At 50.1% G+C, this 13,657-nt stretch carries 12 protein-coding genes; 10 read left to right on the plus strand and 2 right to left on the minus strand.

Features of this window, described 5'->3' with window-relative positions; translation table 11 throughout:
• Nucleotides 1-115 precede the first annotated feature (115 nt).
• Nucleotides 116-2,686, minus strand: coding sequence for an ATP-binding protein (locus D8682_RS13775; protein WP_121814511.1), 2,571 nt, complete (start codon nucleotides 2,684-2,686; stop codon nucleotides 116-118).
• 225 nt (nucleotides 2,687-2,911) lie between these two features.
• On the opposite strand from D8682_RS13775, the gene D8682_RS13780 reads away from it, so the two are divergent.
• From D8682_RS13780 to D8682_RS13830, 10 genes are all read left to right on the plus strand, one after another.
• On the plus strand, nucleotides 2,912-3,391 hold the full coding sequence (locus D8682_RS13780) for an Hcp family type VI secretion system effector (protein ID WP_064541114.1): 480 nt from the start codon (nucleotides 2,912-2,914) through the stop codon (nucleotides 3,389-3,391).
• Nucleotides 3,392-3,429: 38 nt separating this feature from the next.
• On the plus strand, nucleotides 3,430-4,122 hold the full coding sequence (locus D8682_RS13785) for a hypothetical protein (protein ID WP_121814512.1): 693 nt from the start codon (nucleotides 3,430-3,432) through the stop codon (nucleotides 4,120-4,122).
• 332 nt (nucleotides 4,123-4,454) lie between these two features.
• Nucleotides 4,455-5,978, plus strand: coding sequence for a sugar ABC transporter ATP-binding protein (locus D8682_RS13795; RefSeq protein ID WP_121814514.1), 1,524 nt, complete (start codon nucleotides 4,455-4,457; stop codon nucleotides 5,976-5,978).
• Nucleotides 5,971-6,966 (plus strand): COG4158 family protein, encoded by a 996-nt coding sequence (locus D8682_RS13800; protein WP_064541127.1) that lies wholly within the window; start codon nucleotides 5,971-5,973, stop codon nucleotides 6,964-6,966. Before D8682_RS13795 ends, D8682_RS13800 begins: the two co-directional genes overlap by 8 nt.
• A 114-nt stretch (nucleotides 6,967-7,080) precedes the next feature.
• Nucleotides 7,081-8,013 carry an ABC transporter substrate-binding protein gene (locus D8682_RS13805; RefSeq protein ID WP_064541130.1) on the plus strand — a complete coding sequence of 311 codons (933 nt, stop codon included), beginning with the start codon at nucleotides 7,081-7,083 and terminating at the stop codon, nucleotides 8,011-8,013.
• A gap of 104 nt (nucleotides 8,014-8,117) precedes the next feature.
• Nucleotides 8,118-8,801, plus strand: coding sequence for a D-lyxose/D-mannose family sugar isomerase (locus tag D8682_RS13810; RefSeq protein WP_064541133.1), 684 nt, complete (start codon nucleotides 8,118-8,120; stop codon nucleotides 8,799-8,801).
• A 38-nt stretch (nucleotides 8,802-8,839) separates the two neighbouring features.
• Entirely contained in the window at nucleotides 8,840-9,700 is an 861-nt protein-coding gene (locus D8682_RS13815) for a ketose 1,6-bisphosphate aldolase (protein ID WP_064541136.1), read from the plus strand.
• A gap of 9 nt (nucleotides 9,701-9,709) precedes the next feature.
• On the plus strand, nucleotides 9,710-10,717 hold the full coding sequence (locus D8682_RS13820; RefSeq protein ID WP_121814515.1) for a carbohydrate kinase family protein: 1,008 nt from the start codon (nucleotides 9,710-9,712) through the stop codon (nucleotides 10,715-10,717).
• Nucleotides 10,718-11,000: 283 nt separating this feature from the next.
• Nucleotides 11,001-12,370 (plus strand): IS3 family transposase gene (locus tag D8682_RS13825; protein WP_121814516.1). Its coding sequence is split into 2 segments (ribosomal slippage): nucleotides 11,001-11,481 and nucleotides 11,481-12,370, totalling 1,371 coding nucleotides; the frame shifts between segments, so codons are not numbered across the junction.
• A gap of 101 nt (nucleotides 12,371-12,471) precedes the next feature.
• Nucleotides 12,472-12,621: a Hok/Gef family protein gene (locus D8682_RS13830; RefSeq protein ID WP_121814517.1), complete on the plus strand. Its 150-nt coding sequence runs from the start codon at nucleotides 12,472-12,474 to the stop codon at nucleotides 12,619-12,621.
• 85 nt (nucleotides 12,622-12,706) lie between these two features.
• Here the strand turns inward: D8682_RS13830 and D8682_RS13835 are convergent, their stop codons facing one another.
• Nucleotides 12,707-13,441, minus strand: a complete 735-nt coding sequence (locus tag D8682_RS13835) for a response regulator transcription factor (protein WP_121814518.1) — start codon at nucleotides 13,439-13,441, stop codon at nucleotides 12,707-12,709.
• Between the last annotated feature and the right edge of the window lie 216 nt (nucleotides 13,442-13,657).

Consider the following 13,657-nt stretch of genomic DNA (forward strand, 5'->3'; position numbering starts at 1 on the left):
CAAAACCCACCCCTTCCTCCTGGGATACTGGAAGGGGTCGTTCTATTAATGTCCGCTTCTGGACTCAGAGTCAATTGTTTGGAACTGACCTTTTCATTGATTTGCAATTCACCCGTCATACTTCAAGTTGAGTAACACGTCGTAATACTTTTGCCAGTTTTTGCTGATTAAACGGCTTACGCAAAAGCTCGACCGGTGGTAATTGTTGCCCGCTACGCCGCAGGTCCTGCCCGCTGATCAACAGGCAAGTCAGATGTGGATAATGCTCGCGCGCATGCTGCACCACATCAGCTCCGTTCATCGGCCCCGGTAACATCAAATCGCTGATGAGAATCTGAATATCCGGCACCTCTTTGAGAAACTGTAGCGCCTGCTGGCTGTCGCTGGTTTCCAGTGTCAAATAACCCAGTTGATGCAGTTGCTCACACAGCGTCTGGCGCACATCGTGTTCATCTTCCAGCACTAACACCAGTTGGTCCTGAAGCGGATTTTCCACAAGCATTAGCGGCACCGTTTCACTGACGGCCTGCGCAGATGCACGCGGCAGTTGCAAGCGCACTAACGTTCCCTGTCCCGGCGCACTTTCAATTTGCACTCGCCCACCGGACTGGCGCACAAAACCATACACCATCGACAACCCCAGCCCACTGCCGCTGCCAGTCTGTTTGGTGGTGAAGAAGGGTTCAAAAGCTTGCGCTTTGACTTCCGCCGACATGCCATGCCCACGGTCGGTCACTTCCAGCGCCACCATATCTTGTTTGCTACCGCCAGATCGCACCACTCGTTGGTTCCAGGTGCGGATTTTAATCGTGCCGCTTTGCCCTTCCATCGCATCACGCGCATTCATTACCAAATTGATAATCGCATTCTCAAGTTGATTCACATCGATCCACGCCGGCCACGCCGGATGCTGCGCTTCAATTTCCAGCGTCAACGTCGCAGGAAGTGAATGGCGAATCAGCGGGTCGAGGTTTTCCAGCAGGTTTTTCATCGCCACCGCATGAGGATGCAGCGATTGTTTGCGCGAAAAGGCCAGCAGACGCTGAGTGAGTTGCGCGCCGCGTTCGGCGGCTTTTAAGGCACGCTGAATGCGCGTGGCATCTGACGAATCCACCGATGTCAGCTCAAGACTACCGATAATCACCGCCAGCAAATTATTGAAATCATGCGCCAGGCCGCCGGTGAGTTGCCCCACTGCTTTCATTTTTTGGCTGTGAACCAGTGCTTCTTCCAGTGCTTTCCGCTCGGTGCGCTCCAGCACCACGTTCACCATGCCGCGCCCCGGCACCGGGCTAAAACGCAGCTCGATAGTGCGATTATCGGCAAGCCGTAGTTCCTGTGGTTTGGGTAACGGGCGTGAGAGGTTTTCAAGGATATGTTCCTGGAGCGGCGACACCTGTTTTAACAGATTCATGTAATGCTGCCCGCGCTGCAAACGTTCCGCTGCCAGCCCCAGCAGCAACGGATACTGCGGGTTCCACACCACCAAAATGCCGTCGTTATCGAACAACGCAAAACCATCGCGCATGGCATGGAAAGTGGTTTCCAGTTGAGTGCTTTTTTCTTTCAGTAATTTCGAGGTGTGTTCCAGCGAGGCGGTATTGCGCGCAAACACGTTAAAGGCACGCGCCAGCTCGCCCAGTTCATCACGGCGCTGCAACGCAGGCACGCTGACATCGCGCTCCCCCCGCGCCAGCCGTGTCATGGCGTGGGAAATTGCCGTCAGGTTCGAGCCAAGATTGCGATAGATATACCAGCCCGCAAAGCCGGTAATCACCAGCGCCAGCAAGGCAAACAGGCCAATAAAAGCAATCATCGATTGCAGCTCTTGATGGCTCTGTTCGCTGCGGTTGAGCGACTCCTGTGCCACTTTTTGCACGTACTGGTTGATGTCATCATTCAAAAACGCCACCAGCGCTTTGATGTGATACATAAACCACGAGATGCCCAAATCGCTGTTATCCAGCGCCTGAGAAAGTGGCAGTAATTGCTGCAAATGTGCGGTGAACTCCTGCAATATCTCATCGACTAGCGGTGAATCATCATGCGCCGGAAGCTGCGCCATGACTTCGGTGAGTTGCACCACGGTGGCTTTCGGCGAAGGGGTTTGGATGGCAATCAGAATCAGGCGGTCCATTTCCGTTAACAGCCGCGCTTCGGGCGTCGTCCGTCCGTCACGGGCATTGATGTCCTGAATATGATGCAGATAACTTTGGTTTTGATACAGCGCACTGAGCAGCGCGTTACGTTCCAGATGGCGACGATGCCCCAGTTCCAGCATGCGCGTAACACTGCTTTCCAGTTCGTTACTGCGCTCGGTGATGCGCTTGACCAGCTGCGGTTCATGGCTGGCGAGCGGCGCGTTCGCCAGGTGATTGAGCGAGTTTTGCAACGCCTGCTGGGTTTGCTGTAAACGCTGCGCTTCGCTCTGATATTCCAGCGCACCAACCACTTGCGTGAGGCGCACCGCCGCCGTCGCCACATTCGCGGTATCCCGCGCCAACTCCATGCTGCCGGACATGTCACTGAGCGTTTGCCCCTGCACTTGTTCCTGCAAACGGCTGGCATGATTAAAGCCGAGAATTGCCACGCCGCACACCATTAAGGTCACCGCCACCACCAGCAAGTTAAAGGACAGCAAGCGTCCGCGAGCGCTGGTGAGGAACGGTGTGCGGGGTGCAGGCATGGTTTGGCTCCGGTGGCTGGTTTGGTACCTCGCTTTGACCCTCTAACCACAAGGGAGAAAGTTGTCCTTTTCTGACAGGCACACAATATGAAAACTGAATTGCCTTATTCTTCAATCTATGTCTAGTATTCCCAGCGACATAAGTAAAGCCCCTGCCTGTTAAATAAATAAAGTACATGAACATCTTCTTCTTATTGATATTTTATATAAAATTAAGGAATGATTATGGCAAATTTAATCTATTTGACACTTAACGGTAAAAATCAAGGAAAAATATCTGTAGGATGTATGTCCCTTGATTCAATTGGGAATAAATCACAGATTGCACATCTTGATCAAATTATGGTGTATGAACTGAATCACCGACTAACACGTATTAGTAACGTCAACCATCAATGCCTGACCATCAAAAAACCTGTTGATAAATCCTCGCCATTATTGAGCAAATCTATTAATGACAATGAAATATTAACTTGTAAATTCTCTGTGTATAGGACCAATCGCTTTGGTATAAACGAGCTGTATTACATTATAAAACTTACCGGCGCACATATTTGTGACTTACAGCTCCATATCCCCCATGTAGTCGATGACAGTAAAGGACTCGCGGAAGAAACTATCTCATTTGTTTATGAAGCAATAAGTTGGGAACATTGTACTGCTGGCACCAGCTCTTATAGTGTGTGGATGGATCGCGTTTTTTAACAATCCTGAGTAGTTAAAACAGTTAAAGGATTATATAAATGAACCATTCGGATTATTTACGTGCACATATGGAAGCAGAAAGAAAAATAGCATTATCCTTAGAGAAAGGAATAAAGCTTTTTCAGGAGAATAGCAAAGAAGTCATGAGTAGTATCTACTCTGGTGTAGAGAGAGCCACATGGTACTCTGCCTGTTTCTTTGATGAATATCAGGATGTATGCCAGGAGCTAAGAGAAGAAGATAAAAGAATGATTGCCGCTATTAATGAAGTCTTTAAGAGGAATGATGTCATTCTTGATATGATTGAGTTATACGTCAAATATGTATTAGATAATTTCAATGAGAATTCCAGAACAAACATAATCACTCAAATTACAGGTTATTTGTCAAAAAACAGAGTCAGGTTTGTAACAAAATCGACTATCTCATATGTAATTGCCAAGTCTATTTCAGAATCGATAGGTTTTACGGCTAAAATCCGTACCGCAATCGCCAAGTTAAGCAATGTTACTCTTACACTGCTTGGTTTTTATAGTTATGTCCAAAAAGCCGCCCTTTCTGCAAGAAGATTGAAATTACTTAACCCTCCTTTTTATCAAATATTACATAATGAAAATATAGAAATGCTTTATTTTATTATTGAGCCAGTACTGCAAAAGAACATTGGCTATCTGAATACCACTCTTAGTGAAAGAGATGCAATAACCATATTAAGGGATATAGTAAAATGAAAAAATTTCTCAAAAACTTTATTTTCGACTGGATTAAAACAGAAACCATTTATTCATATCTTCCTGTCGCATTGATTGTGCTTTTATCTTGCTTGTCTTACAGTTTTTTTCCAGAACATTGGGGGGAATTGACATTACTATCAATTGTCATGGTTATCCTGGGTGTATGGAAACTTGCAAAGCATCTTGAGAAATAGCCCAATATACCAGCCTGGATGACGCTACGTTTGATGTTCACCAATATGACAAATATGAACGACTTCTGACATTTTGCATTTACTTAGACGTGTTCAACTGGCAGCAATCGAAACCTTACCTGCAGGAGCTGCGACATGAGTCACGTTCCCATTCTGGAGATGCGCAATATTGCCAAGTCATTCGGCAAATTTTTTGCGTTGAAAGGGGTCGATTTAACGGTGTTCCCCGGCGAAATACACGCCTTAATGGGGGAAAACGGCGCCGGTAAAAGCACGCTGATGAAAATCCTTGCCGGGGCGTATACCGCCACCAGCGGCGAGATTTTAATTAACGGCGAACCGTACAGCATCAAGGGGCCAAAAGATGCGTTAAACGCCGGCATCACGCTGATTTACCAGGAAATGCAGCTCGCCCCTAACCTCACCGTGGCAGAAAATATTTTCCTCGGCAGCGAGCTTTCACGCGCCGGTTTAGTGAAGCGCAAAGAGATGCTGATGCAGGCGCAGACGGTTATCGACCGCCTCGGCGCACAGTTTAAGGCCAGCGATTTAGTCTCGCGCCTGACGATTGCCGAGCAGCAGCAGGTGGAAATCGCCCGCGCACTGCACCGTAACAGCCGCATTTTAGTGATGGATGAACCCACCGCCGCACTGTCGTCCCGTGAAACGCACCGCCTGTTCGAGCTGATTATGCGGCTGCGCGATGAAGGGATGGCGATTATCTATATCAGCCACCGCATGGCGGAAGTGTACGAACTGTCTGACCGCGTCAGCGTGCTGCGCGACGGGCAATACGTCGGCAGTCTGACGCGTGAAAACCTCAACGCTAACGAACTGGTGCGCATGATGGTCGGCCGCCCGCTAAGCGATCTGTTCAATAAAGAACGCGATATTCCGCAGGGGAATGTGCGCCTGAACGTTCACCACCTGACGGATGGCGCAAAAGTGCAGCCGGTCAGTCTGCAAGTGAAATCCGGTGAAATCGTCGGGCTGGCGGGGCTGGTGGGTGCCGGACGTTCCGAGCTGGCACAGCTGATTTTTGGCGTGCGCAAATCGACCGGCGGCAACATCGAAATTGATGGCAAGCCGGTGAAGATTCATTCACCGCGTGAAGCTATTCACTACGGGATCGGTTTCCTGACCGAGAACCGCAAAGAGCAGGGTTTGTTCCTCGAACTCGCCGCACAAGACAACATCACCATGGCGACGCTGGAACGCGATGCACACTACGGTTGGCTGGATCGCAAAAAAGCCCAGACCATTTCTGACGATGCTATCAGCCTGCTGAATATCCGAGTGCCGCACGCGCAAGTGCGGGCTGGCGGGTTATCCGGCGGTAATCAGCAAAAACTGCTGATCTCGCGCTGGGTGGCGATCGGCCCGCGTATTTTGATCCTCGATGAACCGACGCGCGGCGTGGATGTCGGGGCGAAAAGCGAGATCTACCGGATCATGAGCCAGATGGCGAAACAAGGCGTGGCGATCCTGATGATCTCCAGCGAGTTGCCGGAAATCGTCGGCATGAGTGACCGGGTTTATGTGATGCGCGAAGGCAGTATCGCGGGCGAATTGCACCCCGCCGAGATCACTCAAGAGAATATTATGACGCTGGCAACGGGCGTTGAAGATGCCCATAAAAAGGGGATTCACCATGGCTAGCCCAACCACACCACAACAAGTCGCCAAATCCGCCTCGCTGAAAAAAGCGCTGTTCGGCGATTTGATGCAAACTGTCGGCATTTTGCCGATATTGATCCTGATCGTCGCCATTTTTGGGTTTATCACGCCGAACTTTTTTACCGAATCTAACCTGCTGAATATCGCCCGCCAGTCGTCGATCAATATCGTTCTCGCGGCGGGGATGACGTTCATTATTTTGACCGGTGGTATCGACCTTTCCGTTGGCTCTATTTTGGGTACCACGGCGGTGACGGCGATGGTGGTTTCACTCATGCCGGGTTGGGAATCACTGTCGATTCCTGCCGCGCTGATGATGGGCACCGGGCTTGGGTTGTTTAACGGCATGCTGGTGGCCTGGGCTGGATTACCGCCGTTTATTGTCACCCTCGGCACCTATACGGCATTACGCGGTGCGGCCTATTTGCTGGCTGACGGCACCACGGTGATTAACTCGAATATCAATTTTGAATGGATTGGCAATGCGTATCTCGGGCCGATTCCGTGGCTGGTGGTGATTGCGCTGGCGGTGATTGTCGTCTGTTGGTTCATTCTGCGGCGCACCACGCTCGGCGTTCATATTTACGCGGTCGGCGGCAACATGCAGGCCGCCCGTCTGACGGGCATTAAAGTCTGGATGGTGTTGCTGTTCGTGTATGGCATGAGCGGGCTGCTTTCCGGGCTGGGCGGGGTGATGAGCGCCTCGCGGTTGTATAGCGCCAACGGCAATCTTGGCACCGGTTATGAGCTGGATGCTATCGCTGCGGTGATCCTCGGCGGCACTAGCTTCGTCGGCGGGATTGGCACCATTACCGGCACGCTGGTCGGCGCGCTGATTATTGCCACGCTCAACAATGGTATGACGCTAATGGGCGTCTCGTATTTCTGGCAACTGGTGATCAAGGGTGCGGTGATCATCATTGCGGTGCTGATCGACAAATACCGTACCCGCCACCATCAAAGTGCATAACGTAAACGGTGGATGACGCTATCGCTTATCCACCCTACCAAACCGATAACCATGCTCTTTCGTAGGTCGGATAAGCGTGAGCGTCATCCGACAAAACCAGACAGGAGATTCACCATGCGTTTGAAGATACTAGCTGCAGCACTCATGATTGCCGCCGTACCGTTTGTTCAGGCAAAAGAGCTGAAATCCATCGGGGTGACGGTGGGTGACCTCGCCAACCCGTTCTTCGTGCAGATAACCAAAGGTGCCGAACTGGAAGCCCGTAAGCTTGCGGGAGATAACGTGAAAGTGACGCTGGTTTCCAGCGGTTACGATCTCGGCCAACAGGTTTCTCAAATTGATAATTTTATCGCCGCCAAAGTCGACATGATCATTTTGAACGCGGCGGATTCCAAAGGGATCGGCCCGGCGGTGAAACGTGCGAAAGACGCGGGGATCGTGGTGGTTGCGGTGGACGTGGCAGCGGAAGGGGCGGATGCGACGATCACCTCGAACAACACTCAGGCGGGTGAAATCGCCTGTAAGTACATTGCGGATCGCCTGAAAAACAAAGGCAACGTGGTGATCATCAACGGGCCGCCGGTTTCCGCCGTGCAGAACCGTGTAGAAGGCTGCGAAACCGAGTTTAAAAAGCATCCTGATATCAAGATCCTTTCTTCTAACCAGAACGCCAAAGGCAGCCGCGAAGGTGGACTTGAAGTGATGACTTCTTTGCTGGCGGCAAATCCGAAGATCGACGGCGTGTTTGCGATCAACGATCCGACAGCGATCGGTGCCGATCTGGCAGCGAAACAAGCCCAACGTAACGAGTTCTTCATCGTTGGTGTGGATGGCAGCCCTGATGCGGAAGAAGCCCTGAAACGCGGCGGAAATACGCTGTTTGTCGCCACACCTGCGCAAGACCCGCAAGTGATGGCTGCCAAAGCGGTTGAGATTGGTTACGACATTCTGCAAGGCAAGCCTGCGCCGAAAGAGCCGGTGCTGATTCCAGTAACCATGATCGATAAAAATAATATCGGGACGTATAAGGGTTGGACGGTGAAATAACTTTTCCCCTCACCCCAACCCTCTCCCAAAGGAGAGGGGAAAACCGACCTGTTCCCTCTCCCTCCGGGAGAGGGCCAGGGTGAGGGTTGTTGAAAGGAGACAAAATGAAACGCTCCGAAATAAACCAGATCCTCGCGCAAACACGCCATTTCTTTATGCAGCACGATGTTCATTTGCCGCCATTCGCCTCGTATAACCTGGCTAAATGGCAGCAGACGGATAAACAAATCTGGCAAGAGGTGTTCAATCTCAAACTGGGATGGGACGTGACCGCTTTTGGCGGCAGCGATTTTTTGGCTCAGGGGCTGACGCTTTTCACCCTGCGTAACGGCTCACCCGATGGCGCACCCTATGCCAAATGCTACGCCGAAAAAATCATCCATGTGCGCGAAAGGCAACTCACGCCGATGCATTTTCACTGGCGCAAACGCGAGGACATTATCAATCGCGGCGGCGGTAATTTGATTGTCGAACTGTGGAATTCCGATCAGTTCGAGCAGACCGAAGACAGCGATGTCACTGTGGTTATCGATGGCTGTCGCCAGACTCACGCCGCAGGCAGCCAGTTGCGCCTGTCACCCGGTGAGAGCATTTGCCTGGTGCCCGGTATTTACCACAGTTTCTGGGGAGAGGCGGGTTACGGCGACGTGCTGGTTGGCGAAGTGTCGATGGTCAATGATGACGACCGCGACAACCGTTTTCTCAAACCGCTTGAGCGCTTTAATTCCATCATTGAAGACGCGCCAATCCAGCAATTGCTGTGCAATGAATATCGCCAATACCTTTAATTTTCAACCATTTTGTCCCAACACCAGGGGAAACTATTATGGCTTTGATATCGCTCGCAGATGGCCTGGCTCATGCCCGCGCAAACGGCTATGCACTCGGCGCTTTTAACGTTCTGGACAGCCATTTTCTGCGCGCCCTTTTTGCCGCTGCAAAACAAGAAAACTCGCCGTTTATCATCAACATTGCCGAAGTACATTTTAAGTATGTGTCGCTGGAATCACTGGTCGAAGCCGTCAAATTCGAAGCAGCTCGCCACGATATTCCGCTGGTGCTCAATCTCGACCATGGCCTGCATTTTGAAGCGGTAGTTCGCGCTTTACGCCTCGGTTTTAGCTCAGTGATGTTCGATGGTTCTACACTTGAATATGAAGAGAACGTCCGCCAGACCAGAGAAGTGGTGAAGATGTGCCACGCGGTGGGGGTCTCGGTCGAAGCCGAACTGGGCGCAGTGGGCGGTGACGAAGGCGGTGCGCTGTATGGCGAGGCCGACAGCAACAAATTTACCGACCCGGCAGTGGCGCGTGATTTTGTCGACAGAACTGGCATCGACACGCTGGCGGTCGCCATTGGCAACGCCCACGGCAAGTATAAAGGCGAGCCAAAACTCGATTTCGACCGTCTGGCGGCGATTCGCCAACAAACCGGCCTGCCGCTGGTATTACATGGCGGTTCAGGCATCAGCGATGAGGATTTTCGCAAAGCGATAACCCTTGGTATTCACAAGATAAATTTCTATACCGGCATGTCGCAAGCGGCCCTCGGTGCCATCGAGCAACGCATGAATCAACGTCACGCCATTTATGACGAGTTCGCCGAGTTATTGCTGGGTATTGAAGAGGCGATTACCGATGTCGTCGCGCAACAAATGCAGATTTTTGGCAGTTCAGGAAAGGCGTAAGGAGAGGTTATGACAGAGCGCAGCGGGATTATCGCCGCCGGAAATATGTTGGTCGACCATGTACATCAAATTGTGCAATGGCCGCAGCGCGGGTGGCTGGCGGAAATCGTTCACAGTGAACGCTCAACTGGCGGCGCGCCGTTAAATGTGTTGCTGACGCTGGCAAAAATGCATGTCGGGCTACCGCTGCAAGCTGTGGGATTGGTCGGTGACGATCATGACGGCGACTATATTATGGCCATGTTGGATCAGTATCATGTCAATCGCCAGCATGTGCACCGCACTACTTTCGCGCCAACGTCGATGTCGCAAGTAATGACCGACCCGAGCGGGCAACGCACGTTTTTCCACTCGCCTGGCGCTAATCGTTTGCTTGATTTACCCGCCTTTGACCGCCTTGAAACATCCTTCAAAATCTTCCACCTCGGCTATTTGTTGCTGCTTGATAGTCTTGATATGGAAGATGCGGAATACGGCACACGCAGCGCCCGATTGTTGGCCATGATGTCCCTGCAAGGCTATGAAACCTCGCTGGATTTAGTCTCGCGTCAGGGCGACCCGCGTTACCGCCCGATGGTGCTCCCTGCCCTGCGCTGGCTGGATTACCTGGTGATTAATGAACTGGAAGCCGGTGAGTTTAGCGGGCTGGACATCCGCCATGCTAACGGTGCACCGCATGTCGAAAATATTGCGCAAGCGGCAACGTTGCTGCTGGAATCGGGTGTGAAGCAAAGAGTAGTGATTCATTGCCCGGAAGGTGCATGGGGCATAGAACGTGGAGGCGAAGGTACATGGGTGCCGTCGTTTATGTTGGCTCAAGAGGAAATTGTCGGCAGCGTTGGTGCGGGTGACGCTTTTTGCGCCGGAATATTATATGGCTGCCATGAAAAATGGCCGCTGGTCGATAGCCTGAAATTAGCCCATGCCTGCGCTCGCGCGAATTTGTTATGTGCAAATGCGATCGATGGCGCAAAAACATTAACGGAATTGCAGAGTTTTATTAGTGAGCGGAGTTGAGATTTATTAAGCCTTCAACTAATAATCACGACATCAATATGATTAAGATTATTTGCGAGGGATATTCCAGAACAATGTAATCATGATAAATGAATTACATTAGCAATTTAATATCTAATAAATAAAAACTCAGTAAACTATGCGGCGGGTGCTTAGGGCTTTCTGTCCTGAGCATAAGTGAGGGATATTCTTAAACTTTAAGAATAAGAAAGCCCCGGGCAACTTTAACGTTAACCTGCACTGCACCCATTTAGTTGGACTATAAAATGGAATAGTCCCTTATATGGCAAAGCAAAAATACTCCTTTGAGAAACGTCTTGAGGTTGTTAAGCACTACTTCACCACTGATGATGGTTACCGGATCATCTCTGCCCGATTTGGGGTTCCCAGAACTCAGGTTAGGATGTGGGCTGCCCTCTATGAAAAGCATGGAGAAGAGGGTTTAATTCCCAAACCTAAAGGTGTTTCCGCTGATCCAGAGTTGCGCGTGCAGGTAGTTAAAGCTGTTACCGAGCAACATATGTCTCTCAATCAGGCTGCAGCTCATTTTATGCTTGCTGGAAGTGGTTCAGTAGCCAAATGGCTGAAAGTGTATGAAGAGCACGGAGAAGAAGGGTTACGCTCTCTCAAGATCGGTACAAAAAGAAATATAGAGATGAAGGATGATCCAGAAAAAGCTGCATTAGCATTGGAACGCTCAAAAGATCGACGCATTGAAGATCTTGAAAGACAAGTCCGGTTCCTTGAAATGCGGCTTACCTATCTAAAAAAGCTGAAAGCCTTAGCTCATCCCGTGAAAAAGTGAAAGTGATCAATGAGCTAAGGCAATGCTATCCTCTCGATGAGCTTCTCAAGGCTGCCCAGATGCCGCGTAGTACGTTTTACTACCATCTCAAAATGCTGAGTAAACCTGATAAGTATGCGGACGTTAAAAAGCGCATTGGTGAGATCTATCACGAGAATAGAGGTCGTTATGGGTATCGTAGGGTAACGCTGTCTCTCAGACGATATGGAGAGAAAATCAACCATAAAGCAGTGCAGCGACTGATGGGTACCCTTTCGTTGAAAGCGGCAATAAAAATCAAACGCTACAGCTCCTACAGAGGAGAAACAGGGCAGACCGCTCCTAACGTTTTACAGAGGGACTTCAGGGCAACCCGGCCAAACGAAAAGTGGGTTACTGATGTGACTGAATTTGCTGTGAAGGGACGTAAGCTGTATCTGTCTCCTGTAATCGATCTCTTCAATAACGAAGTTATCTCTTACAGCATATCTGAAAGGCCAGTAATGAACATGGTCGAGAATATGCTTGATCAGGCGTTTGAAAAACTTAAGCCACACGAACATCCAGTCCTGCACTCTGATCAAGGATGGCAGTATCGTATGAGAAGATATCACAATATACTTAAGGAACATGGAGTTATACAGAGTATGTCCAGGAAGGGAAATTGCCTGGATAATGCAGTTGTTGAGTGTTTTTTCGGAACACTTAAGTCGGAATGTTTTTATCTTGATGAGTTCAGTAATATAAGCGAACTAAAAGATGCTGTGATCGAATATATTGAATACTACAACAGCAGAAGAATTAGTCTGAAATTAAAAGGTCTGAGTCCCATTGAATACCGAACTCAGACCTATGAGCCTTGTGTTTAACTGTCCAACTAAATGGGGTCAGTACAACCCGAGGCTGATCCTCAACTCCCAACAAGTTGAGGTTAGCCTCTTACTCGCCGCAAGGCAAGGAGTAAAAAGGCATGAAGCCTACAAAGACTGTTGTCATATTTTTATTAATTGTTTGCTTAACATTAATAGCAATTACCTTATTAACACGCCGTAATTTATGCGAAGTGAAAATAAGGAATGATAAACAGGAGGTAGCGGCCAGGCTGGCCTGCTCCGAATAGTAAAGCTATCCGGGCGGGGTTCGCCCCACCCAACTTGTGAAGGAATGCAGGGAAAAGTCTTAAGCACCCATTTATTATTTATAATTCAAGCCGCATTATTCTCCGCCTGAATAACATCAGCGGAAAATACATAGCCAATACCGCGAATGGTGCGGATTAAAGCGGGCTGATGCGGGTTTAATTCTATTTTTCGCCGCAGGCGCATAATCAGCACATCAATCGTTCTGTCGAAGACTTCAAGGCTTTCGCTGTGGGTCAACTCCAGCAGTCGTTCACGCGATAATACTTTGCGAGAATTTTGCATTAATGCCAACAGTAAGCCGTATTCGCCCTGGGTGAGGTCGACTTGTTCATGGGCAGCATTCAATAACTGACAACGTTCGGTGTCCAGCCGCCAACCGTTGAAATGCAGGCCGCTGCTTTTTGTCGTCGTCGTTTCCACCGCCAGTGCGCCAGAACGCCGTAGCACCGCTTTAACACGCGCCACCACCACACGCGGGTTGAACGGTTTGGCGATGTAGTCATCGGCGCCCATCTCCAGCCCCACGACTACATCGGATTCGCTGCCAAGGCCAGTTAGCATTACTACCGGTAAATCAGGACGCTGACGCTGAATATGTTGCAGCACCAGTAACCCGTTAATATCCGGCAGGATCATATCCAGCAGCACCAGGGCGATTTCTGGGTGCTGAGCAATCGCAGTCTGCGCGTCATTCCCGGAGTGGCAAACCCTCACCTCAAACACGTGCTCATTGAGCACATCGCGCAGCACCTCGCAGATCGCCAAATCGTCATCCACCAGCAAAATGGCAGGCTTCATTATTGAACTCCGGAGGATGAAAAGAGACATGGGGTAAGTGTGGGTGATTGTGGAAGGAGTGCCGCACAAAAGATAAATACCCATGTTGAATTTTCAACCGGTGTCACAAACCGTGTTCCGCTCGACACGTCACTTTTGACGATGTCCTGTTTTTCGTCAGGGTTTTGCTGCTTTTATCACCGTAAGATGCCTGTAATTCCCACTCTTTCTATGTGG

It is taken from the genome of Buttiauxella sp. 3AFRM03, assembly GCF_003675305.1.
In the GTDB taxonomy this organism is placed as follows: domain Bacteria; phylum Pseudomonadota; class Gammaproteobacteria; order Enterobacterales; family Enterobacteriaceae; genus Buttiauxella; species Buttiauxella ferragutiae.

Coding starts and splice junctions, on each gene's coding strand:
- D8682_RS13775 (WP_121814511.1), bottom strand. CDS start 2,686: ATGCCTGCACCCCGCACACCGTTCCTCACCAGCGCTCGCGGACGCTTG.
- D8682_RS13780 (WP_064541114.1), top strand. CDS start 2,912: ATGGCAAATTTAATCTATTTGACACTTAACGGTAAAAATCAAGGAAAA.
- D8682_RS13785 (WP_121814512.1), top strand. CDS start 3,430: ATGAACCATTCGGATTATTTACGTGCACATATGGAAGCAGAAAGAAAA.
- D8682_RS13795 (WP_121814514.1), top strand. CDS start 4,455: ATGAGTCACGTTCCCATTCTGGAGATGCGCAATATTGCCAAGTCATTC.
- D8682_RS13800 (WP_064541127.1), top strand. CDS start 5,971: ATGGCTAGCCCAACCACACCACAACAAGTCGCCAAATCCGCCTCGCTG.
- D8682_RS13805 (WP_064541130.1), top strand. CDS start 7,081: ATGCGTTTGAAGATACTAGCTGCAGCACTCATGATTGCCGCCGTACCG.
- D8682_RS13810 (WP_064541133.1), top strand. CDS start 8,118: ATGAAACGCTCCGAAATAAACCAGATCCTCGCGCAAACACGCCATTTC.
- D8682_RS13815 (WP_064541136.1), top strand. CDS start 8,840: ATGGCTTTGATATCGCTCGCAGATGGCCTGGCTCATGCCCGCGCAAAC.
- D8682_RS13820 (WP_121814515.1), top strand. CDS start 9,710: ATGACAGAGCGCAGCGGGATTATCGCCGCCGGAAATATGTTGGTCGAC.
- D8682_RS13830 (WP_121814517.1), top strand. CDS start 12,472: ATGAAGCCTACAAAGACTGTTGTCATATTTTTATTAATTGTTTGCTTA.
- D8682_RS13835 (WP_121814518.1), bottom strand. CDS start 13,441: ATGAAGCCTGCCATTTTGCTGGTGGATGACGATTTGGCGATCTGCGAG.